Origin of the sequence: Rhodococcus sp. SMB37 (assembly GCF_004345605.1) — a bacterium.
Classification (GTDB): domain Bacteria; phylum Actinomycetota; class Actinomycetes; order Mycobacteriales; family Mycobacteriaceae; genus Rhodococcus.
This window is the reverse complement of the sequence record NZ_SLVY01000027.1, coordinates 18159-42495: the sequence shown is the minus strand read 5'-3', so window position 1 is coordinate 42495 and position 24337 is coordinate 18159. Positions and strand designations below refer to the sequence as shown.

Below are 24337 nucleotides of genomic sequence, written 5' to 3'. Positions count from 1 at the left end.
TTGCCCCGGGGTCATTTCCAGGGCAGGTACCGGCTTTCTCATGCGGGAATCCTACCGGACTAACAATCATTTATTTGAGAGACACACCACTAGATCCATGGGGCAGGCCGCGGACGCCGTCGACGGCCGGTTCAGATCGTGGCGCACGCGGGCGCAGGCACATCCTCGAACAGCGGCGCCCCGATCGGCGTGAGATACACGACGTCGAGTATCACCGGCACCGTGCCGACATTGCGGCCTTCGTGCACGTGGTCGGCTCCCGCAGGTTCGTCGATCAGCTCTCCTGCGTCGTAGACCACCGGCACGCAATCCGCTCCGGGATGGGTGAGCGTGCCCGCCCGGACGACGCCGAGAACGGGCCCGTCGTGATAGTGCCAACCTGTGGTTCCGCCCGGATCGATGGTGATCTCCCGCGCCACCGCGTGCACCCCGTCGGGGACGAACGGCAGAAGATTCGGTGGTATCTCGATGTCCACCCATGTCACGCCCGAGATTCCCTCGCTGGGGGTGGCGTGGGCCCATCCGGGCACCGCAACGGACCCGGCGATCACGATCGCCGCGAGCACACCACGCACGGGTCGCCTCATGGCCTCCGACGTTACCGCCCGCGCAACCTGCACAGGGGTCGAACGCGTGCGCCGGTCGCCGACACGGACCGTGGGTGATGCAGGCGCAAGGCCGTGGTCCGCCTACCCTGTCACAGTGAACGAAACAGGTCGATCCCACGTCGGAGCGGTCGAGGACCCGCTGGTGCGGGACGACCGGCTGCGGTTGTTCTCGTTCGCCACCGCCGAGAAACGCACTCACTACCTGTGGGTTCTGCGCGCGTTCGACCACGCCCGCGGCAACTACACGGTGCTGCTGCACGCCGGCGACGTCGAGACCGTTCTGAACCGCATCGCCGCAGACGGTCCCGGCGACGTACCCGAGGCCTCCGACCTTCCGGCGTTGCTCGAGCAACTCCACGCATGGGGTGTGCTCGAACGCAGCTACGACGGCACCCGCGCCGCGACCCTCGCCGAGTACCGCAACCGCCACTACGTCTATCAGTTCGGGCAGGCCGGCTACCGGGCGTTCCGCGCGGTCGAGGATGTGCTCTCGGCGCGCGGGGAAGACGTGTCCCTGTCGCGGTTGGCGCTGGCCGATCTGCTCGCCGACCTCACCGAACTCGCCGACGCGAACGCCGCCGGTGATGGTGAACTCGTCTACCGCAAACTGAGCCGGCTCGACGCGACGCTGTCGGACATGGCCGAACGGGCTGCCCGGTTCTACCTGGTGCTCGGCGACCTGGTGCGCACCACGGAGATCACTCCGGAAGTATTTCTCGATCAGAAGGACGCGCTGCTCACGCACATGCGCGAGTTCAGTTCCGATCTTGCCCGCTACGCCCCGAAGCTCACCGCCGCGCTCGACCGTGTGCATGCCACCGGCTCCGACACACTGCCCACGCTCGCGGCGCAGCACGACGAGCGGGTGCTGCTCTCGTTCGAGGAACGTGAGGCCGACTGGCGGATGCGCTGGCGCGGCGTCGAGCACTGGTTCGTCGGTGTGGGGTCGGCGCCGAGCGAATCGGAACGGCTGCGCGGCGCCACGATCAATGCCATCTCGGCGGTGCTGTCGCTGTTGCGACGCCTGACCGAGCAACGGCGCGGCGGGGTCAGCCGCGAATCGCAGCTGCGGCACCTGGCCGGGTGGTTCGCGAACGCGCCCACCGAGGACGCCGCGCACGCGCTGTTCGGGGCGGTGTTCGACCTCGGCCGGCCTCGGCATTTCTCGATCCCGCATCCTGACGCGGACGTCATTCCCGTCACCCGCTCGTGGTGGGAGGCGCCGCCGGTGGAGATCGCCCGCACGCTCGCCGAGACCGGCCGCCGCCCCGCCGCGGGTGCGCCCGGGCGAATCCAGCGCAACGATGCCGGGGTGCGCAGGCTGCGCGAGAAGCAACTCGAGACGCAACGGCGCCGCGCGCAGGCCGCGAAATCGCTCGCGGCCGGTGGGGTGCGGCAGCGGGAGCTCTCGGAGCCGGAGGCCGAGGTGTTGTTGAGTCTGCTGGATGCGGCGTTGTCGGCGCGGGTGCCGGTCAGTGGCAGGGTGCGACCCGATGAAGGGACCTCCGGGACGCAGAACGGAGTGAAACTCACGTTGCGGCCGAGTGAGGAGTCGATGGTGGTGCGCACCGCGCGGGGCAGTCTGTATTTGGATCATCTGTCGGTGGAGGTGCAGTGAAGGCGCGTTCGATTGCGTCGGTCGATCTCGATTCGTTTCAACGTGCGGCACGATTGATCCTGACGCATCATCTGGTGACGACGACGTTCCCGGATCGGTCGGCGTTGTCGTCGCTGCGCCGGTGGGCGACGGAGTTACGTGAGGATCTGCTCGCCACGTTCGGGTATCGGCTCGAGGTCACCGAGACCACCGCGCGGTTGTTCACGGTCGCCGATCGGCTGGATCCGGGGGCGGGGACGAGTACGGCGACGGGTCGGCCGTTCGATCGTCGCCGATATGCGTATCTGGCGTTGGCGATCGCGGCGTTGGGGCGCGGTGGTGGTCAGATCACGTTGTCGGAGTTGGCCGATCATGTGGCGACGGACGCGAGCCGGGTGGAGGGGGTCGATCTCGACACCGCGCGCGCCGCGGACCGGGATGCGTTCGTCGATGCGGTGGCGTGGTTGACGGCGCGGGGTGCGCTGACGCTCGCCGATGGAGATGCGGGTGGTTGGGCGAGCGACCCGGGGCATGGGGAGGCGCTCTACGACATCGATCGTGCGGTGGTGGCCGCGGTGTTCCGTCCCCCGCGGGCGTTGCAGCATCTGACATCGGTGCGGGCGCTGCTCGGTTCGTCGGTGCCGCACAGTGATACGGGTGAGGTGCGGCGGCGGGTGCGCCGCGCGCTGGTGCAGAAGCCGGTGGTCTACGCCGAGGAATTGTCCGACGACGAGGCGTTGCAGTTGGCGTTGCCACGCACCACCGAGGAGGTGGAGTTGTTGACGGGTCTGGTGTGTGAGCGGCGCGCCGAAGGGGTGGCGCTGGTCGATCCGTCGGGCCGGTTGTCGGATGTGCGGTTCCCGAACACGGGGACGGTCGCGCAGGTGGCGTTGCTGCTGGCCGGGGAGATCTGCGATCGGGTGTCGGATCCGGATGCTCCGCCCCCGGAGCGGATGCCGCTGCCCGCGGACGGGCATGATGCGCTGGTGGCGGCCATCGATGGTGCGATTCCGCGGTCCGGGCTGTTCACCCCGTTGGCGTCCGCGACATCTGGTGATCTCGTCGAACGGGTCGAGGGCGCGTCCGAGCGTCCGGCCCCGACGCATCCGCTGATCGAGGATTCGTGGGTTGCGGGCACGATCGGGCGGCTCGTCCACACCTATGGGCGGACGTTCGCCGCGCAGTGGCAGGCGGATCCGGCGGGGCTTGCGCAGGCGGCGACGGAGCGGCTCGCGCAGATGCGGTTGGTGGTGCGGGCGCCCGGCGGGATCCTGGCGTTGCCTGCGCTGGCGCGGTTCCGCGGTGTGACGGTCAGTGTGCGCAAGCGTGACCCGGAGATCGATCTGTTTCTCGATTCGTCTCCGCCGGACGGTCCACCGGCCGGTGAAACAGAGTTCAGCGATCTCGATCCTTCCAGTAACTCAGCGTCCACTGTTCCCGACTCGATCCACACGGAGATCTCATGAGCAGCGCCCGTTTCCGCCCGACGCGTGCCGGGATTATCAATCTGTGGGATTACCGCGATCAGGAGTTCTCGTTCGCGGACGGTCGTCTGGTGCTGCGCGGCCCGAACGGCTCCGGGAAGACGAAAGCTCTGGAGGTGTTGTTCCCGTTCGTGTTGGACGGGCGCATCGAGCCGCGTCGTCTGAACCCGTTCGCCGGTGAGGAACGCACCATGCGTTCGAATCTGCTGTATCAGGGGCAGGAGAGCGCGCATTCGTATGTGTGGATGGAGTTCAGCCGCGGGCAGCGCGACGACCCGGAGGCGGTGACGGTCGGGGTCGGGATGCGCGCGACCAAGGGCAATGACAAGGTCACCCGCTGGCATTTCGTGGTGGACGGTCGGGTCGGTGTCGACTTCTCACTACTGGACGACGAGGATCGTCCGCTGACGAAGAAGCAGCTGATCGAGCAGGTCGGTGCCGATGCGATCACCGAGCGCCCGATCGAGTACCGGGCGGCGATCGATGCGCGGATGTTCGGTCTCGGTGCGCAACGGTACGACCAGTTGATCAATCTGATCCTGACGCTGCGGCGTCCGCAGCTGGCGAAGAATCTCGATCCGAAGGGCTTGTCGCAGGCCCTGACCGACGGGTTGCGGCCGCTCGACGACGAGCTCGTCGTCGAGGCCGCCCGCTCGTTCTCCGACATGGAGGAAGTCGCCCGCACGCTGGAGTCACTCGCAGCGGCCGATGATGCAGCGCAGCGGTTCGTCACCGTCTATTCGAAGTATGTGCGGCAGCAGGCGCGGGTGGCGGTGGAGCAGGTGTCGGGACGGCTCGATGCCGTCGACGCCGCAGTACTCGCGTTGCGACAGGCCGCCACCACCCAGCAGGAGGCCACGGTCGCGCGCACCGAGTCGGAGGAGAGGCTCGCCGGGGCCGAGCGGGAGCACGAACAGGCCCGCACCACGCTCGATGCGTTGCAACGGTCGAGCGCGTACGAGGGTAAGCAGCAACTCGACGATCTCGCGTCGGTGGTGGCGAATCTCGAACGCACCACGTCCGCGCAGACCGAGAACGCCGGGCGGGCGCAGGCCGCGGTGGCCGACCGGATCGGTGAGCAGACCCGCGCCGAGGAGATCGTGACGGCCGCGACGTCGACGCGGCGCCGCACCGAGGATGCGATGCAGGCCGCGGCCGAGGATGCGTCGATCACATGGTCGGGTGTGGAGCACATCGACCGGACCGAGCAGCTGGTGGCGACGATCGAGGCGAACGCCGAGGAACGCGACGCCGATGTGCGGGCGGTGCGCAGCGCCTTGTCGAAGGTCGAGGGGGCGGCCGCGGCGCGCGCGCGGGCGGAATCGGCGGCGACACGGAGCCGCGGTCAGCGCGACACGGCGTTGGCGGCGGTCGAAGCCGCGGAGACCGTCGTCGAATTGGCCCGCAACGAGACAGCGAACGAACTGCGTCACTGGTGGACCGAGCACACGACCACCCTTGCTGCGGTGGGGTTGTCGACTCCAGTGTTCGAGGCGCTCGACGCGGCATTGAGTGCGGTCGGTGAGGACGATGCAACCGCGCCGGCTGCGGCGCTGGCCGAGCACACCGGCCCGGTTGTCGAGGAGATCCGGTTCCGGCGCCGCGCCATGGGTTCGGAGATCGACGCGCTCGGGGTGCGGATCGGTGAGCTCGAACAGGAACGTGCCGCGGTGGCGGCGGAGCGGGACGACGCTCCCCCACCGTTCCCTGCGCGCTGCGGGTCGCGGGAGGGCTGGGCCGGCGCTCCGTTGTGGCAGCTCGTGCGGTTCCGGGACGATGTGTCCGCGGACGACGCTGCGGGTGTCGAGGCGGCGTTGCAGGCGGCGAATCTGCTCGACGGGTGGCTCGTCGGGGGCACCGGCGAGGTGCCGGATCTCGAGTCGGATCAGGTGCTGGTGGCGTCGCCACCCGAGCAACGACCTTCCGGCCCGACACTCTCTGATGTTCTTGTGCCCGAATCGGATACGTCGGTTCCGGAGTCGCGGGTCGCGGAGGTGCTGGCGTCGATCGCGTTGACGGCCGAGCCGGAGCCGGGCATCGGTGTCGCGGTGGATGTGCGCGGTGGCTATCGGCAGGGGGTGCAGCTCGGCCGGCATGTGAAGGATCATGCCGAGTTCATCGGAGCGACAGCGCGGGCGCGGCGCCGGCTGCTGCGCATCGCCGAATTGGAAGCGACCATCGCCGAATCCCGCGCCGAGGTGCAGACCCTGCGCGAGGAGGAGCACTCACTCGGAGATCGACTCACTGCCCTCGACCGTGCGGTGAAGGCCCTCCCCCGCACCGGCACGGTGCTCGCGGCGCTGCGGAAGGTCACCGAGTGTGCGGGTGCATTGCGCACCGCGCAGGAATCGGCGGCCGCGGCCGATCGGGATCTCGATCAGGCGATCGCCGATGCGTCGGTCAAGGAACAGCAGTTGCGTGCGGCCGCGGCGCGGCACCGCACCCCGCTCACCGCCGCCGAGCTGGACAGCCTCGACGCCGCGATCCGGCATTTCCGGACGCAGGGTCAGGCGCTGCTGCGGGCGTTGCGTGATCAGGCGAACGCCGCCGAGCGTCTGCGGGAGGCGCAGTTTCGGCACGATGAGGCGCGGGTCGCGGCGGACGAGGCCGCCGAACGGTCCCTCGAGGCAGCGGAGTCGCTGGCGCATCAGCAACAGCTGCTCGAGACGTTGCGGGAGTCGATCGGAGCGAGTGCCGAGCGCATCGATGCGCAACTCGAGGAGGCCCGGGGGCGAATCGAGTCGGCGAAGGCGGCCGAGCGTGCGGCCCGGAATGCGTTCCAGTCGGCGCTCGAGCAGATCGGCAAAGCCGAAGCGGCGCACACCGCGGCGGAGCAGACGTTGCGGTCGGCGCTGGTGGAATGCCACGTCGATGCCCGCAAGCTGGCCCCGTTCGCGCACCGCGACCTGTTGGCGCTGCTCGAGGTGCACAGCAAGCACGTATGGCCGGCGAGTGAGGCAGCGTGGCTCGATGCCGAGCAGGTGCTCTACCGGATCCGGCACGCGCCGGACACCAAGGGTGCCGTCGAGGTGTTGCCCGTCGAGGTGACCGGATTGTTCCGGTCGCTGGAGGCGGCGACACAGTCGGTGTCGGCCGGGGAATCGGCGCGCAAGTCGACGGGATCTGCGTTGACGTCGGCGCTGCAGGATTTCGATGCCGAGCTCGCGCGGGGACGCGACTATCGCCTGACCTGGGATGCTCCCGACGGGGTGACGGTGGTGCAGGTGCAGGACGAGCAGGGCTACAGCTCGGTCGGGCGGTTCGCGGCGCGCATCGCGCAGGCCCGGCAGGACCAGGAGGCGTTGCTCACCGACTCCGAGCGCCGCATCCTCGAGGACGCACTGTTGACGGGATTGTCGCAGCAGATCCACGAACGCACCGTCGACGCCCGCGATCTGATCGGGCGGATGGGCACCGAGATGCGGCAGCGGCGCATGTCGTCGGGCACCACCATCGGGGTGCACTGGGTGCTCGCCGATCATCTCGACGAGCGGGCGCGGGCGGTGTGCAAGCTGCTCGATCGGGATGCGTCGGCGTTGTCGCCGGAGGATCTGGCGGGGATCCGGGCGCATTTCGCATCGCGGATCCGCGCCGAGCGCGCGGCGCACCCGGAGCGGTCGTACCCGGAGATCCTCGCGTCGACGCTCGATTACCGGCGGTGGCGGGTGTTCTCGTTCAGCCTGATCGGCGCGGACGGCAGTGAGGACCGGTTGACGCCGGCGCGGCATTCGGCGTTGTCCGGTGGTGAGCAATCGGTGTCGCTGCATCTGCCGTTGTTCGCGGCGGCGCACGTGATGCTCGATTCGGCCGATCCGCACGCGCCACGATTACTCGCGCTCGACGAGGCGTTCGCCGGTGTCGACGACACTGGGCGCAGCGAATTGCTGGGCCTGTGTGTGCAGTTCGACCTCGACCTGTTCATGACCGGGTTCGATCTGTGGATCACCTACGGCGGAGTGCCCGGGTGTGCGCACTACGACCTGTCGCATTCGGTGGCCGAGCACACGGTCGCGGCGACGCTGCTGGTGTGGTCCGGTGGCGAGTTGCTGGCCGAGCACGACGGGTCGGATCTGGCGACGGCCTTGGGGTCGCCGGGTACGCGGCGGGTGGTGCATCCGGTGGATGGTGCGTTCGAGTTCGCCTGACCGGCGCGGGATTCTAGGAGAGTTGATGAGCTGGTCCGGTAGCAACGAACTGCGTGCGGTGCTCGACAGGGCCCGTCGGCATGTCGTAAGCAACGGACTGCAGGTGACCGGGAAGATCACGGTGCCGGTCACCGCGGAAACCCCCGATCTGTATCGGTTGGCTCTCGCGATGCGCAGAGTCAAGGTAGACAGCACCTCGACCAAGGTGCCCATCTACGTGCAATCCCTCGACTCCTGGCTGCAACGCCCCCTCAACGGCGGTCGCTCGCTGCTCGAAGTGCTCGACGCAGAGTCACCACTCGTCGACCGACCCGCCGAGAGGTCTGCCAAGAACGACGCCGTGGACAGGGCGCGGGAACAGGTCCACACGGTCCTCGCTGCGCCTGAGCATCGGCAGTGGCTCGAGCTCATCGACGCCGCGCGGGTCACGGCACCCGATCTGCTGTCGGGAACGGTGTTCGATGCCGTTCGCATACTCGCCGTCCTCCCCGCCGAGGGAGAATCGCCGGTCGAGCTCTCCGAGCGTGTCCTCGGCGACACCAAGGCGCTGACCGACACGCCGGTGCGTCGATGGGTTCTACGCCTCCTCGCGGCAGCGGTGGGTGTCGACGAACCGTCCACCGGTGCCGAGCGCGCCGCGATGTGGGAGCAATTCGGGGTGATCGACAGTGGGCTGGCCAGCCGCGTGCTGACACTCGGCGTGCGCCTCGAGGGACATCCCGCGGCCGCCACGATTTCCGGAGCGGCGGCGGACGCCGGCGTTCATCAGGTGTGGACGCTCGCTCAGTTGCGCGCATGGACAGCGACGTTGGCTGCGGGCGAGGTATATGTGTGCGAGAACCCGACTGTCGTCGAGGCGGCCGAACGTGAGCTCGGAGCCCGGTGCAGGCCGTTGCTGTGCACAGAGGGAGTGCCGTCCGAGGCCGTCCGTCAGTTGCTCCGTACAGCCCGCGGCGCCGTGCATTGGCGCGGTGATTTCGATTGGACCGGACTACGCACCACCGGTCGCGCATGTACCGAGTTCGGCGCACTGCCCTGGCTGATGGATGCGGCTACGTATCGTGAGGCGCTCGACCGAGGCGACTCCGAGATGTTGAAGTCGACCGATACGCGAGCCGAGTCGCCGTGGGATCCCGAACTCGCGCAGGCACTGGAGACGTCGGGAAGGGCCGTGATGGAGGAGCGCTTGATCCCGGTACTGTTGGAGCATCTCCGTCGATAGTCGAGGACGACATTCTCGTGGACTCGATACGTCGTCAGATCCGGCGCATGACCGAAACCACTTTGCCCAGGACGACCGCGTCGTCGCCGTTGATCTCGGCGTAGGCGGGGTTGCGTGGCTCGAGGACGACGTGACCGTTGCGGCGCCGCAGCACCTTCACCGTGGCCTCGCCGTCGATCATCGCGGCGACGATCTCGCCGGAATGCGCTTCGTCCTGGCGACGCACCACCACAACGTCGCCGTCGCAGATCGCGGCGTCGATCATCGACTCACCGCATACCCGCAGCGCGAACACCGTGCCGGACCCGACGAGCTCGCGCGGAAGCGTCAGCGTCTCGTCGACATACTCCTCGGCGAGGATCGGTGCACCGGCCGCGATGTCGCCGACCACCGGCACTGCCACATTGTTGTCGTTCGAACGGCCGTGCTCGGTGCCTGCGAGGAACGGGCGCACATCCAGTTGACGGGCCATGGAAGTACCCCTTCGGAGAAAGCCCTTCTCCTCGAGGCTCTTCAGATGCTTGGACACCGACGACGCCGACCGCAGGCCCACCGCGTCCCCGATCTGACGGGTGCTGGGAGCGCATCCGTGTGCAGCCACCCAATCCCGGATCGTTGCCAGAATCCGCTGCTGGCGGAGTGGCAGCGTGGAGGGATCGAGGCCGCCGAACATGTCGAAGTCGTGGTAATCGGTCACCGAAGAATCGTAGGTGGTCGTGTCGGCACGCTCGAGCACGGTGCGGGGATGCAACCAGATGGTCACGCTCCCATGATGGAGCCGGCCCGATGATCATCGGTACGGTGACAATGACAGCAATTACCTCGAACCATCCGCGCGAGCCGATGCACTCGAAGTCCTGACCGATGTCGATACCGACGCCGTCGCCCAGTTACCGGAGCCCGAGGCGCTTGACAGATAGCGTCACGCAACCCAAGACCGTCGATGCGCCTCGCCGCCTCCCCACCCAATCGGAGCGGCCGCTTACCGTGAACATTCCTCAAATGCCGGTTCCGTCGCGAAGTTCGGAGTACTTGTCGAGCGCGTGGCCGTGTTCCTCGGTGCCGGCCGCGTAGAACCGGGAGAACATTCCCTCGAAGTGCAACCCCGCGTCATGGTGAGCGCGTACCAACTGGTCGCCCAGCTCATTGTGATCGCCTTCCCCTCTGATCCCGATGGAGAACTGCCACAACCCCGCGTCCTGAGGCAGCGGTTCGGGACGATGCCGGGCATTGCGCCCGCCATTGCTCACCGCGGTCGGGTCGGTAATCAGGACCGGCTCGAGGACCTGCCACCGTCCGATAGGGGTGAGAAGATCGGTCAGCAGCGGACGGAGATCGGCGAGGTAGTCGGCAGGGTCGGTGACGAACACGAGAAGTGTGTGCTCGACCAGATCATCGAGGCGAAAAGGGTCTGGTGGATCCGGTTCGACGACCCAGACGCTGCCGCGGTAGACGTCCGTTCCTCCGACCGGTCCGAGGTCGGTGGCAGTCGATTCGACGAGACACAGCATCGGGTGACCGTACAAGCCCGCCAACCTCGCCTCCCGGGCGAACACATCCAGGATCACGCGAGCAGTGCGGGCATCGACACCCATCAGCGTGTCGAACCCGGCGATCGCCAACACCGTGCCGGTGGTCTCGGGATCACTGCCGAAGACGTAGGTACCGACGTCTGCGAACACATCGCTGAACGCCCCAAGGCCACCGCCGTAGGAACGGCGGTAGGACATTGCTTCGGCAAAGGCGTCGTACATGTCCTCGACCGAGGTCCAGGCGTGTGCGTCGATACGATGCACGAGATACCCCAGGCCAGTGAGCCGACCGCAGGCGCTATCGAGCTCGAAGAAAGTGTCGTACCGAAAGACGTTGCCGTTCTGCAGCAAACTCCAGTCGAAGCGTTGTCGCTGCTCGCTGAACAGGTCGTGGTCGGTCGGGTCGAACAACGCGCTACGTACCATGCACTGAGCGTAGGTGTGATCGGTAGCCAACGGCGGAGTGAGCGTCGAGCTGCGAATCCGGGCTGGATCTACCCGGCAAGCCGGAACAAGGGAATCTCACCGTCAGTGAAGGCCACAGCAATATCCAATCTGCAAAGCAGCACACAGAGCACAAAAGACCATGCCGTCTCCTCGATTGCCTCATCGAGCTACGGGACGTACTTGCGAATCACCACGCTCGTCGCACTCGCACCAACGAGTTGCGAGAAGAAGGACGTACTGCGGTCACACTTCATCCGCCAGGCGACCTCAGGTTGATCGGCGACCGGAACGACCCGGCGCACCTCATGTCGCAGGCATGGCCGACGGCCCGGCGTCGAGGCTGATTTCCAACCCAACCGCCCGTCCACCGTGTTTCCGAGGGCTGCCGAACAGCGTGGTGATCACGAATACACGGAACTTATTGCCATATTTCGCGGTCATCGCCCGCTTCGCGTTGCGTAACTCATGCGCGGGCAGCACTCGCGCCGAGCCCGACCGCCACGGTCCTGTCGGGGTTCCATCGAAGGTCGACGACGCGATCTCAACCCGAGGGTTGCGCCGGATCCGTTCGACCTTCCACGAGCGAGCGGGCGTATACCCATACCAGCGGCCACCGGCAGATGCCAGCCACACCGGCGTCGTCCTCGCCGAACCGTCTCGTCGGAACGTGCGCAGCGCAAAGAACTGGTCACCACCGGGATCGTCACGAAACGCCATACCCGCAGTATCCCAAAACCTCACCACAAAGCACGGAATCCACCGCGAGCGATGATGGGCGATCCACAGATCTTGACAATATCTCCGGCCGGGGACCTGTCACACAGTGCGGCGCACATCGTCGAGGTGATTCCTCGCCGACGTCAGCGCCATCACCTCGCGGCTCAGCCTGTTCGTCACCCCCGACAACGTTCCTGCCCTTCTCATCCGAGGCCCGATCGGCGGCCGGGCGCAGATACGCCGAGCGGGCCGTCCGGATCGGCGTGCACCTCACCCGAGCTCGAAACGCGCCGCCTCTGCCTCGCTTTCGAGGCTCTTCATCGCCTTGTCTACGCGGTTCCCGGATGGCTTCTGAAGCAGTTTCATGCTCACCTGGTCAGATGACATATCCCCTATGCACTCACCGGTGCACAGGACGCAACAACTCCGGGTCGTTGTTGCGCGGCGAGTTCACCGCCGTACTCACCTCATACAGATCCAGATGCGGCTCCGGAACCGAATTCAGCAACGCATCCACATCGTCACGATCGATCAACGCCGGATCAAGCCACGGACCGACGAACGTATCCGGAAGGATCACCGGCGACCGGTCGTGCACCTGGCCGGCAACGTCGGTCGCCGGCCGCGTGAGCACCGTGCACGTCCACAACCACCGATCGGGATCATCCTTGGGCAGATCCGGATTCGGCCACAATTCGTACAGGCCGGCCATCGACACCGGCCCGTCACCGTGGAGGAAGAACGGAATCTTCTTGCCGCCGTCGTTCTTCATCCACTCGAAGTACCCGTCCGCCGGCAACACGCAGCGTCGGCGGGCCGCGGCCGCCTTGAACGCCGGTTTGCTCGTGATCGTCTCCGACCGCGCGTTGATCATCCGCGACCCGATCTTCGGGTCCTTCGCCCACGACGGCACCAACCCCATTTGACCTGAGACGACACCATCCGCACCTGATCCGCGTCCGGTGCGGTGCGCGGCGCGCGTTCGAGCACCACGTTCACGTGCTGGGTCGGGCGATGTTGTACGCCGGCGGCAACTCCTCCCCCACCGTCTCGACGGCGTCGTAGGCGGCGAGCAGATGAGCTCGGGTACTGGTGCTTGCATAGCGGCCACACACGATCGGACCTCCGTCGTCGCAGATACACCACGAACGATAGCCGTGGCCACGGACGACCCAGGAGCACCGGCGAGAGTTCAGGGGTTGATCTGCGCTGATGACACGTCCTGGCTGCCGCCGATTTCCGACTGCACCGGATGCGGTCGCGAACGTGGAGCGGATCGCGGTCTCTTGTTGATTGGGCCTGCGGCGCGGACTTCGAGTAGATCGTTCTCCGCGCGGACGGCGCCGACGCGCCTGGTCACAGTCGAACGATGCTGCCACCAGGATTGTCGATGCTGTGGGAAACGGCCGACCCGCAGACCGCGCTCCGGACACGATTCGGGTTCGACAGCTTCGCCGCAGCCAAAAACTGGATCTCGACGGTCCGACAGGTGCACTATCGGTCACCGTCGTTCCGGAACTGTCCGGAGACCGGTTGGACATCAACGACCAGAGCGCGGTCCATTCGGCGGGAGCATGCCTGGCCCACATCCATCGAGTACTCGGTAGCGTTCAGCACGACCCTGCACTGGCGTCGCCGCACCCCGCGATTATAAGGGAGCGGATCGAGGAGTGGCTCGCCACCCAGGATCGCGGATATGCACCGGACGCATCACGCCGACTCGAGACTCTCCTGTCGGGGCTTCTCGAGCTCGAGGACGAGCCTCAGCTGGTGCACAACGATTTTCGCGCAGCCAACATCCTGATACGGCATTCCCAGGTTGTCGGGGTGCTCGATTTCGACGAAGTGGCATGTGAGCACCGCGTGAGCGACCTGGCCAAGGCCAGCGTCTACCTCGGGACACGATTCACCAACTGGCGGCCGATACCGCCAGCGGCAAGACACATGCTGCGCGCCGGATACGAATCCGCATGGCCCCTCAGTCCTGCCGAGGCGCACTGGTTCGATGTTCTCGTGTTTGTGGGGCATGCGATCATGGCAATCCCGAGTGAGAGCGATACTGCTGGATGGGCGTGCGTGTTGTAGCGAAGAAATCCAAGCCGTTCGCCGTGTCGCACGGGTACCCGTGCAAGTCCGCAATGCGGGATGTGCTGCTACCGCGGCGGACCTACCTCGACTGGATCAGCGACAGAAGAGCCTGCGCAGCGACGGGCTCGCCCTCGACGTGCACGTGGTCGTCGCGTGTCGCGTCGGCGATATCGATACGACCGCCGACGATCGCGGCAAGCACAGGCGCACCGCAGCGGACGACAACATCATCAGCCGACCTCTGCATGGGATCGGGAGCGAGCTGGGTCCGCCCGGAGTCGAGCAGCAACCTCGTGGCACTGTCGTCGACGAAGAAATCGTAGGCGACGCGAAGTTCTTTCGGGAGCGCAGCTCCGAGTGCTTCGGCGATGAACGCCAAGGCGCCGAACAACCGGATCCCCGCGCGAACGCCTTCGCCGCCTCTACATCACCCCACCGTGGATGTCGACGAGCACCCGAGTTCGACATTCGCCACCGAATACATGTCCGAAATACCCGACATACTCAGCGCGGCAGTCCGGGCCTCGTTCTCGCGCGCGCCTGCCTGGCGAACGGCACGTCCAGAAAGATCGACATGTCCCACAAGTCCACGAGTTCGTCGCGATGAAGAAACAGACCGTCGACCAGCACGGGCGCGTCAACAGGGGCATACAGCGGCATCGGGCAGGTGACCGTGTCGGCTTCCGAATCGTACGAGGCCGGGCGGTACCAACCATCACCATCAGGCCGCAGCCGATCGAGGGCGTACGCCCTCAACGCGGGATTGAGAAAGTCATCGGCATGCAACACGACGGCGAGCCGCGGATGCAGCTGATGCACGAGCAGTGCCGAGAAGACGTTCTTACCGCTCCCATCGACGCCATCGACCGCGATGAACGCTCAACCAGAGGGAAAGCCCGCAGGATCTTCTCTGCGATGATCATGACGGTCTCACCCATTGCTACACACCCTCGGACGTGCTGCTCGACACCGTTGCCGTCCGATCGGCCCGACCCACAAGCGTGTCCAGGATCTCCGCGACGCCGGTCGGATAGAAGGGACCGTGCGCGTCACCTATCGAGACCCATCGGACCGGGCTGCCTTCGTCGAGCACCCGTAACCGCGCATCCAGAGGAATCGCATCGATCTCGGGTGACTCGACCGCGAAAACGTGGGCGATCTCGTGTCCCGGGTTGCCCTCGTACTCGAAGATGTTCTCCACCACTACCAGTAGTTCGACAGCTCCGAGTGTGACGCCCAGTTCCTCAGTGAACTCCCGTCTCAGCGCCGCCTCGGCAGTCTCACCGAATTCGATGCCGCCCCCGATCGCGCGGTGAAACGCCTCGCCCGTCACCCGGTCCACACCATCGAGCACGAGAACACGCCCCGAGCGGATGGCCAGCCCTACCGAGATGTTCCTGATCGATGACACGCAGTCCACTGTAGGACTGCGCGATCCCACCCTTTGCCAGTGGAATGTGGGAGCGAGGCAGCGCCCAGCGTGGTAGCTGCGCGCGAGCTTCTCATTGCGCATCGCGATCCCGCGCCACTACAGGAGCTTGTTCCGCTCGACGACATTGCGGCCCTCCACCTGATCAGCGTTCGGACACACCCCGGACCTCGAGAACGCACGGTGAACTGCGAAATATGACATATCACCTACCCTGCGGCAAGGTCGCCGGACGGCATCGCGGCTGTCGATTCAGAAGCCGATGGAGTGAATCGGCGCCAACCGTCCTTCGAGCAGCCCTTCGAGCACGAACGCTTCATGCGGGACCATCGGAGTCGGAAGGTCTTCCACATCGAACCACTGTAAAGCTGCTGCCTTTTCCGGTTCCATCAGTCTCGGCTCGGATGACCAGTGCCGGCACTCGACAAAGAAGTCCGCCCGGTGGTCCTTGTAAGAGAGACCGGGACGCTGCTGTCGATGCAACGTGGTCAGCGCCACGAGGTCACCCGGATCGACCGCGATTCCGAGTTCCTCGGCACACTCACGAACAGCAGCGTCGAAAACCGACTCACCCCGCTCGACATGTCCCGCCGCTGCATGAGCCCAATACCCGTCCAGGTAGCCCGTTCCCTCCCGCAACTGGAGCAGGACCTGCTCACGATCGCCGTACTCACGAAGGAACAGCACATAGACGGCCGGCACCACCTGAAAGCGATCGTTCACTCGCCCACGGTAGCGGGCACCAGCGACACACAACGCCCGGGCAGGGCGCCGCCTCGGAGGCACCGCGGCCGGGCGAGCATCTACAACCGCAATTCGCTGCTAATCGAGGTCGGTGTCCTCGTTGAAGTCGCCCAGATGCACAGCCACACAACTTCTGCCGCCGTCGGTGAGAACCTCGGGCAGCAACTGCGCCATCATCTTCGGCCGCACAGTCTCACCTGTACCGGCCAGCTCGTCCACCGTCCACCAACGGTGACCGTACCGCGCTTCCGTGGTGTCGATCTGCATCCGAGCAACCTCAGCTGCAGTGACACGGCCAAGTCGATATTCCTCATACTGGTCGAAGCGGAGACCATCGACGCTGTACAGCGTCTGCCGAGTCCACACCACCGGACCCAGACGCGACGCCGGAATCGTCAACCGAGTCTCCTCCCAGACCTCCCGGACAGCGGCCTGTCTGTGATCTTCACCTGCTTCGACACCGCCCCCGACCGTGAACCACCACCGCGCCCCCGGTGTACGTGGATCGCGGCCACACAACAACAGCAGCCGATCGCAGTCATCGACGAGAAGAACCCGTGAGGTCGAACGCTTCTGCGGTGCCATGGTCGACCACCATATTCAGTGCGGCCGGAACGATCACCGGGCGGCCCTTCGACTCGCGTCGATTCAACCAGTCCGTGGGCACCCAGAAGCACGGTACCGCAGCAACGTTGACCTGAGCGGCCAGTGGATACTCGTCAACATGGAGCAAACGGAGACCGGTGTGAACTCGGTGGCGCAGGCACATTCCTTCGGTGCGGCGGCATCCATATACCGGGCAGGACGGCCCCCATACCCGGCGGACGCGGTGCAATGGCTACTGCCGACGGGGGCCGACCGGGTGCTCGATCTCGGCGCCGGATCCGGTCAGCTCACCCGAAGCCTCATCGAGCACATTCCGAACGTCGTAGCCGTGGAACCATCCGTCGGCATGCGGGAGGAGTTCACACTCGCCCTTCCTGATACTCCGGTGCATGCCGGATCCGCAGAACGCATCCCACTCGACGACGAGTCCGTCGATGCTGTGCTGGTCGCCCAAGCATGGCATTGGGTCGACCCTGTTCTCGCAGTACCGGAAGTGGCTCGGGTCCTACGAAGTGGTGGGCAACTCGGCCTACTCTGGAACATCCGTGACGAGCGCGTGGACTGGGTCGCCGAACTGGGCCAGATCATGCGCACCGGCGACGAGATCGACATGCGCACCGATCGCCCCAACGTAGGTCCCCCGTTCGCCGAACTCGAACGCGCAGACTTCGAATGGACCTTCCGCCTCACCCGCTCGGGATTGCTCGATCTGGTCGCCTCGCGCAGCTACATCATCACGATGGATCCGGTGTCACGCGCGAAGGTGCTCGCGCGTATCGACGCTCTCGTCGACAGGCATCCCGACCTCGCCGGCCGCGACGAGATCGCCCTGCCCTACGTCACCCGATGCAGCCGCACACGAAAAGCCATCGCGATAGAGCCGCCCGCGTGATCGCCAGATCCTGTTGACCAAGCCGAGGGCAGCGAACCGACGTTCGGGCAGGTCGTCTCTGTCCCGCCGGGTACTCAACGCGTACGCGTACGACGAGCTGCCGACACCGTTCCAGCCTTGAATGATGACACGGCCCCGCGACTGTCATGGTTGCGGTGAGTCGAACCGCTACAACCAAAGGAACCGGAGGCCACACGATGTCAGCCCACCAACCGGAGTTCGTCGAACACGCATTCAACGACCGCGCAGACACCTATCGCCACAGCAACTGGCACCGTGACTACGCCGAACGGCTCGTGCAGATCGCCGACGTCACCGCGCATACGACGGTCATCGATGCCTGCACCGGCACCGGCATGGCAGCGCGCGCGATCGCCCGCCTCGACCCGACGATCCGCGTAGTCGGAGTCGATATGTCCCAGAAGATGCTCGACCGTGCACGCCACGAGACCGTCCATCAATCCCTGACGAATATTCGATTCGTCCATGGCGACGCCACATCTCTCTCCGATGTCATCACCGAAGGCGATGTGGACCTTATCGTGTGTTCGGCCGGCCTGCTGTATTTACCGATCACAGAAGCACTGTCGAACTGGTCCTCAGTCCTGAGCGCAGGTGGCCGGATTGCGTTCTCGTCGATGGCGACCGGAAACCCACCCGCTGCCGAACTCTTCCGCCGCCTCACCGCCGATACTGGCATCATGATCGATGATCCCAGCGCACCACTCGGCACACCCGGTGCGTGCCGCGAACATATCGAACGTGCCGGTCTCCGCATCGTCGAGATACACGAAGAACAGGTGCACTTCACCCCTACCGATCTCGGGAGCGCCTGGGCCGTGCATGAACGAATGTACACAGAACAACTCGATGTGCTGTCGCACGATGCCCGCGCAGCGCTCGAACACCGCTTTCGATCCGAGTTGTCCGAGACCGTCGGTGTTGATCGAGCCGATGTTCTGTACTGCGTCGCTCAAAACCGCATCGCGATCCGCGACGAGGTAGGGCCTGACGTGCACTGATGACATCTCCCCAGCGCCGTTCCGCGCTCTGCGCCGGACGAAGCCACGACACTAGAGCGGATCGCGACCTCCTGCCCCTGGAGCCGTGCGGCGGGTGCTCCATCGTCTCCTCGACGAGGCGCGGGCCGCTCACGTGGCATTCATACGGCGCAACTATCCGGTGGTGTTGCCCATGGCGTTCGGCCGGTACGGCAACAGGTTGTTTCTGCACGGCTCCACGGGCGCCGGCACCTTCCTCGCGTCACGTACCGGGCTGGAGGTATCGGTCGCCGTCACTCTCCTCGACGGTCTCGTGTTCGCCCGTTCGACATTCGACAGCACCATGAATTACCGCAGCGCAGTGATTTTCGGCCTCGCGACGCCGGTGCCCGAAGCCGACAAGGAGAATGCCCTGCGCGGTCACCGAGCACCTCATGCCGGGGCGATGGGACGAGGTTCGCCCGCTCACCGCCAAGGAGCTCGCTGGGACGAGCGTGCTGGAGATCCCGTTGGCCGAGGTCAGCGTCAAGATGCGTGCAGCCGGTCCCGGCGAGGATCCGGACGACGGCGAGAATCGGTCGGCGTGGGCCGGAGTGGTGCCGCTGCGCACTGTCGCCGGCATTCCTGAACCGTCACCGCTGACCGATTCCACCGTGCCGGTACCCGCTTCGGTCCGGTCATTGCTCTGACACGTTCGACGCGAAACCCTCACGATGCGTGTTCGACCGTCTCGTCAGGCTCACACCGCCGACAGAGTCGGCGCGCATGAGACCGAGACCGCTTGCCGTAACGCGCGCTGACACGCGGGTCGCGTTTGTGCCCGAAATCGGCCCGACGATGGGATGATGCGCGGGGTCGGTCGAGCAGACGAAGGGAGTTCACGCGGGTGCCATCAATCACAGTGAAGGCAGCCCGCGCGCAACTGAGGGATCTGGTTCGGAGGGTCAACAGCGATACGGTCGCGGTCGAGATCGACGGTAAACGCGACACCGCGGTGTTGATCTCGAAGGCGCGGTACCTCGCTCTGCAGGAGGCTTCCTTCCTCCTGCGTTCCCCCGAGTTGATGGCAAGTCTGCGTCGAGAGATGGAGCGGTCGGTTCAAGAACAGATGGTCGCGCCCCCAGTGTCCGAGGACGAGTCCGTGGACGAGCCCACCCCCTCACCGTCTCCCAAGAACACCAAGAGCCGAAAGAAGCGGAAGACGCGCAAGAAGCGGCGGCGGGCCCGATAGCCCTCCCGAATCCCGCTTCTCACACGTATGTCGCGGCCGTACGAGTCCGATTCGAGACTGAAGCCGGCCGGTCAGGCCTCGGCCCGCAACCCCCGGCTGCCCCGGATGCGATCTCGAATGACGCATCCGCCGATGCGGACGTATCCGGGGACGCATCGGCCCGTTGCCGATGACCACCGCCGCATTACGACACCGGCCAACACCGTCAGCGCAAGTCGAGCCGCATCAGAACTCGGGGATGGCCGGCCAAAACAGAGGTGGTGTCGGCAGCGTGGGTGAACCCGGCGCGCTCGAAGTTCTTTCGGATCCCGGCGTAGGCCATCGTCATATCGACCTTGTCCTCACCACTGTCGAGCGGGTACGCCTCGATCGCCGGTGCGCCGTGCGCACGGGCGAACTCGATCGCGCCGGCGATCAGAGCATGTGAGATCCCCTGCTTGCGATGACCGGGACGAACACGGATACACCACAGCGACCAGACCGGCAGGTCGTCGACATGCGGGATCCTACGGCTGCGCGCGAAGGACGTGTCCGAGCGCGGCGCCACTGCGGCCCAGCCGACCGGTTCGTCACCGTCGTAGGCGAGGACCCCCGGAGCGGGCGTCGCACGGCACAGTTCGGCGACATATTCGCCGCGGGCCGGTCCGCGAAGCTCGTTGTTGAGCTTGGAGGAAACCCGGTAACTCAAGCACCAGCACACGTTGGCTCCGGGTGACTTCGGACCGAGCAGGGTACGGACATCCTCGAACACTGAGGCCGCTCGAACTGCGATGGTCATGTATCCACGATGCCACGGCGTTCCCGGTGACACTGCCGATGCTGTGTGGTCCGGACAGCAGTGGGAGGCCGTGTTCGAAGTGCCATCCTCGGCGCCCGATCTCCCGACATACAGTTTTGGTTTCATTCACCTGTCTGCCCGCCCGTGGGAACAGCCGACGAACTCGCGGCGAGGAGCTCGAGAAAATGCTCTGCGGCCACTGTTGTGGGGGCCGGTACCCGGCCGACCAGAGCCAGAATCCGCCGGGGATGATTCGGGCGCACCCGAATCCGTCGCAGACCGCTGCGCCGTGCGATCGTGTCCGGGACGATCGCGACGCCGAGGCCGTGCCGGACCAGCTCGAGCACTCGATCGATGTCGCTCACACGGAACGTGATCCGTCGGTTCACCCCTGCGGCGACGAACAACGATTCGATGGTGGTCTGCAGACCTGTTCCGGCCTGGAAGTCGACGAAGGGGTACGCCTGCAGGCCTGCCAGGTCGATGTCGTCCGATGCCGAGAGCGGATGGCTCGGGGCCACCACAACGGCCAGTTCCTCGGTATAGCTACGCAGTGCGGTGAGCCCGGCGGGAAGCGGTCGCGCGTCGAGAGCGACGAATGCCAAGTCCAGTTCGCCGGCGGCCACAGCCTCGAACAGTTCTGCAGTGGTCGCTTCCCGAAGCGTCACCTCGATCCCCGGATATCCGGAATGCAGCCGAGCGAGCAACGCGGGGAGATCCACCGCGGTGAAAGTCTGCACCGTCCCCAACGCCAACGTGCCTGCCTCTCCGGTCCGGAGGCGGCCGACAGCCGCGCCGGCGTCCGCTGCCTCTCGGAGCATCCGCTTCGCATAGGGGAAGAACACCTGGCCGGCCGCTGTGAGAAGCACGGATCGAGTCGTGCGCTCGAACAAAGCCGAGCCGAGTTCACCTTCGAGCGCCCGGACAGAGGAACTGAGGGCCGATTGGGACAGGTGCATCGACTCGGCGGCGCGGGTGAAATGGGCGTGCTCGGCCACAGCCACGAAATGTCGAATCTGACGAAGCTCCATTAACCGATTCTACTTCTCAATCCGATGAAAATGTCCTGTTGGACAGATAGCCGAGATGACTCCACGATCGACATCATGGTCCGCACCCCCACTACGTCCCCCCGATTGGATCGACGTCTCGTCGCTGTGATGGCGCTCGCGTCCGGCCTGGTGGTAGCCAACAGTTATTACGCCCAGCCGCTCGTGGGCGCGATCGCCGAGAGCTTCGACGCTTCGACGTCCGAGGTGGGCCTCGTCGTCACCGCGGGGCAGGTCGGCTACGCACTCGGACTCGCATTGTTGGTACCGGTAGGAGACATGGTCGAGCGGCGGCGGCTCCTGCGCTGGATGCTGGTGGCCACCGCCGCTGCGCTGCTGGTGATGGCCTGGTCCCCGACCTGGCAAACCCTTGCAGCCTCCGCGATCCTGGTCAGCACCGGTTCGGTTGTGGGCCAGATCCTGGTGCCCTTCGCAGCTACGCTTGCTCACGACGACGAACGCGGGCGGGTCATAGGCAACGTGATGACCGGTCTGCTGCTCGGCATCCTCCTGTCCAGGGTAGTTGCCGGGTTGATCGCCGAGATCGCCGGCTGGCGAGCGGTGTTCGTGTGCGCGGCCGTTCTGATGCTGATCACCGTATGCTTGATCCATACGCTCCCGCGATCGGCTCCTACCACCGACTCCGATTACCGGGCGCTGCTGTCCTCGGTGGTACGACTGGTGACCACCGAACCGGTATTGCGACAGCGAATCGCTTACGGTGCACTGACATACGTGTCTTTCGGGGTATTCTGGACCACCATCGGATTCCTACTTGCCGGCCCCAATTACGAATGGTCCCAGGCGCAAATCGGAGTCTTCACCCTCTTCGGTGTCGCCGGCGCACTGGCTGCCCGCGTGGCGGGATCTCTGGCCGATCGCGGATATTCCCGCCGGCAAACCGGGGTGTTCGTCGCCGTCACTGCTGCGAGTTTCCTCCTGCTCGGTGTCGGAGAACACCATGTCATCGCACTGGCCGTCGGTGTCGCCCTGCTCGATCTCGGGATCCAGGGAACCCACATCAGTAACCAGAGCTTGATCTACCCGTTGCGCCCGGACGCACGGAGCCGCCTGAACACCGCATACATGACCTGCTACTTCCTTGCCGGGTCACTCGGGAGCGTGTTGTCCACCGTCGCCTACTTCACCGGCGGGTGGAGAGCCGTGTGTGTACTCGGCGCATTCTTTCCCGCATGCGGTGTCCTACTGTGGATCCGGGAAATGCGCGGAACCGGGGGCTCACCGCGAGAGGTCCGCGTGGAGCAACAAACCAACGGGACCTGATTCAACCCGGAGCACGGAAGCCCCTGGCGACAATGGGCTCAGCATACGAAAAAGTCCGACTGGTCGATGCGACACTGCCGACCACATAGCACCGCCTTGTTCGGTGCGCACGTAGAGCGGCCATCACCAGCCGGACACGGACCGACACCGACTGCGGCCGTTTATCCCTGCCGCGCCTTGAAGCGCGGGTTCTGCTTGTTGATCCCGTAGATCCGCCCGCGCCGGCGGACGACCTGCGAACCCGGCTGGTTCTTCAACGACTTCAGCGACGAACGGACCTTCATCCTTGTCCGGTGCAGCCCCGACACCGACGCGCAGCACATCGTCTCCGAATTCGACTCCGCGCGACGCCGCTCGGAACTCCGGGCCGATCTGGCCTCGGTCATCACCACCCTCGACGCCGACAGGACCGCCCGAACCCTGCTCGGACGGCCACATCTCGGCGCACCCGAGTCACCCGTGACGCTGGCGGCACACATCGAGCACGCGTCGTCGCTCGTACTGACCGGTTGGGACTCGATGGAGCCCTCCGACCTGCATCCACTCGTGGCTCTGCTCGGACACCTCAATCCCACAGCCACACTTGCCCTTCTCGGTCCGCAAGCGCCACTCGGCCCACACGGTCACGCCACCGACATCGCAGCGGTGACGCTGAACCGGCCCGGCTGGATCCACCTGCTGAGCGACGCATTCTCCCCGCGGGTCACGCACCACCGCGTGCAGGCGTTCCGGTATCAGAACTTCCGGCCATTCCACCCCGACCGACTCACCGCTGTCCTCGGCAGTGGGTTCGACGGCGATTCCGGCGGCCGGGTGATCCGCTCGGCCGGTTTCTGCCGGCTGGCATCCCGGCCACACACGACGATCCTGTGGGACCACTGTGGAACCGAGATCGGGCTCGGCGGACCCCGCACCGAAGACCGTTCTCCCGAACCGCTGACGTTCGGTCAGGACATCGCGTTCTTCGGTATCGATCTCGACATCCCCCGCACGATCACGATGTTGACGAGTGCACACTCGACGACGACGAATTCCTTCTCGGACCCGACAAGTGGACCCAGATCCCCGATCCCTTGCCAAGATGGTGATCGCCCGCCCGGGCGGCGCCGCGGCGCCGGAAACCGGCGAAGCCGCCGTCGGAGAATTCGCTGTCGGTGAACGAATCGGCAGATAGGTCCAATTCGGATGTACGGCCTTCTTTGCTAGATTCGTCACGCCAGGTAGCCCCGTCAATGGGGTCAGGTGGAATCCGGTGGGAATCCGGAGCTGACGCGCAACGGTGAGGGGCGAACAACCCCGAGCCCGATACCCTGCTGGACCGGTGGCGGCTCGCCGTACCCGGTAATGATGTGTGGTCCGCTCGCGTGCAGTGGCTACAGGAAGCTCGATGGGTAATGCACCGAAGAATTCGAAAGTCAGTGGTCGCCGCTGCGACCGTCGTGGTGTTGGGCGCGGCCGGGTGTGGCACCTCTACCGATAGCGA

Annotated in this window: 23 protein-coding genes, 2 pseudogenes and 1 riboswitch; of the genes and pseudogenes, 12 read left to right on the top strand and 13 right to left on the bottom strand. The window is 65.7% G+C overall.

Annotated features, from left to right (window positions below):
• Window positions 1-131: 131 nt before the first annotated feature.
• Window positions 132-587, bottom strand: coding sequence for a cupin domain-containing protein (locus tag EV641_RS27910; protein ID WP_054717576.1), 456 nt, complete (start codon window positions 585-587; stop codon window positions 132-134).
• A 178-nt stretch (window positions 588-765) separates the two neighbouring features.
• Between EV641_RS27910 and EV641_RS27905 the strand changes: the two genes are divergently transcribed.
• Genes EV641_RS27905 through EV641_RS27890 form a run of 4 tightly spaced genes read left to right on the top strand, consistent with a single transcriptional unit; the run spans window position 766 to window position 9056 of the window.
• Entirely contained in the window at window positions 766-2226 is a 1461-nt protein-coding gene (locus EV641_RS27905; RefSeq protein WP_347238252.1) for a TIGR02677 family protein, read from the top strand.
• Window positions 2223-3671 carry a TIGR02678 family protein gene (locus EV641_RS27900; RefSeq protein ID WP_132476622.1) on the top strand — a complete coding sequence of 483 codons (1449 nt, stop codon included), beginning with the start codon at window positions 2223-2225 and terminating at the stop codon, window positions 3669-3671. Before EV641_RS27905 ends, EV641_RS27900 begins: the two co-directional genes overlap by 4 nt.
• Window positions 3668-7834: a TIGR02680 family protein gene (locus EV641_RS27895; RefSeq protein ID WP_132476619.1), complete on the top strand. Its 4167-nt coding sequence runs from the start codon at window positions 3668-3670 to the stop codon at window positions 7832-7834. The genes EV641_RS27900 and EV641_RS27895 overlap by 4 nt, the downstream gene beginning before the upstream one ends.
• A gap of 25 nt (window positions 7835-7859) precedes the next feature.
• A complete protein-coding gene (locus EV641_RS27890) occupies window positions 7860-9056 on the top strand; it encodes a DUF2399 domain-containing protein (RefSeq protein ID WP_158289232.1) in 1197 nt (398 codons plus the stop codon).
• Between the two features lie 34 nt (window positions 9057-9090).
• Here the strand turns inward: EV641_RS27890 and lexA are convergent, their stop codons facing one another.
• The 4 genes and pseudogenes from lexA to EV641_RS27870 all read right to left on the bottom strand — a co-directional run bounded on the left by lexA (window position 9091) and on the right by EV641_RS27870 (window position 12867).
• Window positions 9091-9753, bottom strand: coding sequence for a transcriptional repressor LexA (lexA, locus tag EV641_RS27885; RefSeq protein WP_132476642.1), 663 nt, complete (start codon window positions 9751-9753; stop codon window positions 9091-9093).
• 301 nt (window positions 9754-10054) lie between these two features.
• Window positions 10055-11014 (bottom strand): barstar family protein, encoded by a 960-nt coding sequence (locus EV641_RS27880; RefSeq protein ID WP_241997523.1) that lies wholly within the window; start codon window positions 11012-11014, stop codon window positions 10055-10057.
• Window positions 11015-11338: 324 nt separating this feature from the next.
• Window positions 11339-11752, bottom strand: a complete 414-nt coding sequence (locus EV641_RS27875; protein WP_132476613.1) for a PPOX class F420-dependent oxidoreductase — start codon at window positions 11750-11752, stop codon at window positions 11339-11341.
• Window positions 11753-12152: 400 nt separating this feature from the next.
• Window positions 12153-12867, bottom strand: a pseudogene (locus EV641_RS27870) (SOS response-associated peptidase).
• 280 nt (window positions 12868-13147) lie between these two features.
• Here EV641_RS27870 and EV641_RS27865 point away from each other — a divergent pair.
• Window positions 13148-13837 (top strand): phosphotransferase, encoded by a 690-nt coding sequence (locus EV641_RS27865; protein WP_241997522.1) that lies wholly within the window; start codon window positions 13148-13150, stop codon window positions 13835-13837.
• Window positions 13838-13919: 82 nt separating this feature from the next.
• Here EV641_RS27865 and EV641_RS27860 read toward each other — a convergent pair whose 3' ends face one another.
• From EV641_RS27860 to EV641_RS27840, 5 genes are all read right to left on the bottom strand, one after another.
• Window positions 13920-14231, bottom strand: a complete 312-nt coding sequence (locus EV641_RS27860) for a hypothetical protein (protein ID WP_132476611.1) — start codon at window positions 14229-14231, stop codon at window positions 13920-13922.
• A 113-nt stretch (window positions 14232-14344) separates the two neighbouring features.
• Complete coding sequence (locus EV641_RS27855) at window positions 14345-14659, bottom strand: hypothetical protein (RefSeq protein ID WP_132476608.1); 315 nt, start codon at window positions 14657-14659, stop codon at window positions 14345-14347.
• A 121-nt stretch (window positions 14660-14780) separates the two neighbouring features.
• Window positions 14781-15251: an NUDIX domain-containing protein gene (locus EV641_RS27850; protein ID WP_158289231.1), complete on the bottom strand. Its 471-nt coding sequence runs from the start codon at window positions 15249-15251 to the stop codon at window positions 14781-14783.
• Between the two features lie 270 nt (window positions 15252-15521).
• Entirely contained in the window at window positions 15522-15992 is a 471-nt protein-coding gene (locus tag EV641_RS27845; RefSeq protein WP_132476602.1) for an NUDIX domain-containing protein, read from the bottom strand.
• Window positions 15993-16091: 99 nt separating this feature from the next.
• Entirely contained in the window at window positions 16092-16598 is a 507-nt protein-coding gene (locus EV641_RS27840; RefSeq protein ID WP_132476599.1) for an NUDIX domain-containing protein, read from the bottom strand.
• A gap of 139 nt (window positions 16599-16737) precedes the next feature.
• Here EV641_RS27840 and EV641_RS27835 point away from each other — a divergent pair, with 139 nt between their 5' ends.
• The 5 genes and pseudogenes from EV641_RS27835 to EV641_RS27820 all read left to right on the top strand — a co-directional run bounded on the left by EV641_RS27835 (window position 16738) and on the right by EV641_RS27820 (window position 19743).
• Window positions 16738-17511 carry a class I SAM-dependent methyltransferase gene (locus EV641_RS27835; RefSeq protein WP_132476596.1) on the top strand — a complete coding sequence of 258 codons (774 nt, stop codon included), beginning with the start codon at window positions 16738-16740 and terminating at the stop codon, window positions 17509-17511.
• Between the two features lie 197 nt (window positions 17512-17708).
• Window positions 17709-18533 (top strand): class I SAM-dependent methyltransferase, encoded by an 825-nt coding sequence (locus EV641_RS27830; protein WP_158289230.1) that lies wholly within the window; start codon window positions 17709-17711, stop codon window positions 18531-18533.
• Between the two features lie 85 nt (window positions 18534-18618).
• A pseudogene (locus EV641_RS30050) lies at window positions 18619-18873 on the top strand (pyridoxamine 5'-phosphate oxidase family protein); the annotation flags it as partial.
• A 46-nt stretch (window positions 18874-18919) separates the two neighbouring features.
• Window positions 18920-19201: a pyridoxamine 5'-phosphate oxidase family protein gene (locus EV641_RS30045; RefSeq protein ID WP_241997521.1), complete on the top strand. Its 282-nt coding sequence runs from the start codon at window positions 18920-18922 to the stop codon at window positions 19199-19201.
• A 197-nt stretch (window positions 19202-19398) separates the two neighbouring features.
• Window positions 19399-19743 (top strand): type II toxin-antitoxin system prevent-host-death family antitoxin, encoded by a 345-nt coding sequence (locus EV641_RS27820; RefSeq protein ID WP_241997520.1) that lies wholly within the window; start codon window positions 19399-19401, stop codon window positions 19741-19743.
• 205 nt (window positions 19744-19948) lie between these two features.
• Here the strand turns inward: EV641_RS27820 and EV641_RS27815 are convergent, their stop codons facing one another.
• Both EV641_RS27815 and EV641_RS27810 read right to left on the bottom strand, forming a co-directional pair.
• Window positions 19949-20521, bottom strand: coding sequence for a GNAT family N-acetyltransferase (locus EV641_RS27815; RefSeq protein ID WP_132476590.1), 573 nt, complete (start codon window positions 20519-20521; stop codon window positions 19949-19951).
• Between the two features lie 122 nt (window positions 20522-20643).
• Window positions 20644-21552, bottom strand: a complete 909-nt coding sequence (locus EV641_RS27810; protein ID WP_132476587.1) for a LysR substrate-binding domain-containing protein — start codon at window positions 21550-21552, stop codon at window positions 20644-20646.
• Between the two features lie 75 nt (window positions 21553-21627).
• On the opposite strand from EV641_RS27810, the gene EV641_RS27805 reads away from it, so the two are divergent.
• Window positions 21628-22854 (top strand): MFS transporter, encoded by a 1227-nt coding sequence (locus tag EV641_RS27805; protein WP_132476584.1) that lies wholly within the window; start codon window positions 21628-21630, stop codon window positions 22852-22854.
• A 161-nt stretch (window positions 22855-23015) separates the two neighbouring features.
• Here EV641_RS27805 and ykgO read toward each other — a convergent pair whose 3' ends face one another.
• The gene (gene ykgO, locus EV641_RS27800) at window positions 23016-23138 is read right to left on the bottom strand and encodes a type B 50S ribosomal protein L36 (RefSeq protein WP_054713829.1); all 123 of its coding nucleotides are present in this window, start codon (window positions 23136-23138) and stop codon (window positions 23016-23018) included.
• Between the two features lie 175 nt (window positions 23139-23313).
• Between ykgO and EV641_RS27795 the strand changes: the two genes are divergently transcribed.
• Window positions 23314-24012, top strand: a complete 699-nt coding sequence (locus EV641_RS27795) for a GTP-binding protein (RefSeq protein ID WP_132476580.1) — start codon at window positions 23314-23316, stop codon at window positions 24010-24012.
• 44 nt (window positions 24013-24056) lie between these two features.
• Window positions 24057-24186: riboswitch (cobalamin riboswitch) on the top strand.
• The last annotated feature ends 151 nt before the right edge of the window (window positions 24187-24337 follow it).

Bases quoted from the DNA above. Each gene is read 5' to 3' on its own strand.
- EV641_RS27840 (WP_132476599.1), bottom strand. From the start codon at position 16,598: ATGGCACCGCAGAAGCGTTCGACCTCACGGGTTCTTCTCGTCGATGAC.
- EV641_RS27910 (WP_054717576.1), bottom strand. From the start codon at position 587: ATGAGGCGACCCGTGCGTGGTGTGCTCGCGGCGATCGTGATCGCCGGG.
- EV641_RS27875 (WP_132476613.1), bottom strand. From the start codon at position 11,752: ATGGCGTTTCGTGACGATCCCGGTGGTGACCAGTTCTTTGCGCTGCGC.
- EV641_RS27805 (WP_132476584.1), top strand. From the start codon at position 21,628: ATGGTCCGCACCCCCACTACGTCCCCCCGATTGGATCGACGTCTCGTC.
- EV641_RS30045 (WP_241997521.1), top strand. From the start codon at position 18,920: ATGCCCTGCGCGGTCACCGAGCACCTCATGCCGGGGCGATGGGACGAG.
- EV641_RS27810 (WP_132476587.1), bottom strand. From the start codon at position 21,552: ATGGAGCTTCGTCAGATTCGACATTTCGTGGCTGTGGCCGAGCACGCC.
- EV641_RS27835 (WP_132476596.1), top strand. From the start codon at position 16,738: ATGGAGCAAACGGAGACCGGTGTGAACTCGGTGGCGCAGGCACATTCC.
- EV641_RS27880 (WP_241997523.1), bottom strand. From the start codon at position 11,014: ATGGTACGTAGCGCGTTGTTCGACCCGACCGACCACGACCTGTTCAGC.
- ykgO (WP_054713829.1), bottom strand. From the start codon at position 23,138: ATGAAGGTCCGTTCGTCGCTGAAGTCGTTGAAGAACCAGCCGGGTTCG.
- EV641_RS27830 (WP_158289230.1), top strand. From the start codon at position 17,709: ATGTCAGCCCACCAACCGGAGTTCGTCGAACACGCATTCAACGACCGC.
- EV641_RS27895 (WP_132476619.1), top strand. From the start codon at position 3,668: ATGAGCAGCGCCCGTTTCCGCCCGACGCGTGCCGGGATTATCAATCTG.
- EV641_RS27890 (WP_158289232.1), top strand. From the start codon at position 7,860: ATGAGCTGGTCCGGTAGCAACGAACTGCGTGCGGTGCTCGACAGGGCC.
- EV641_RS27815 (WP_132476590.1), bottom strand. From the start codon at position 20,521: ATGACCATCGCAGTTCGAGCGGCCTCAGTGTTCGAGGATGTCCGTACC.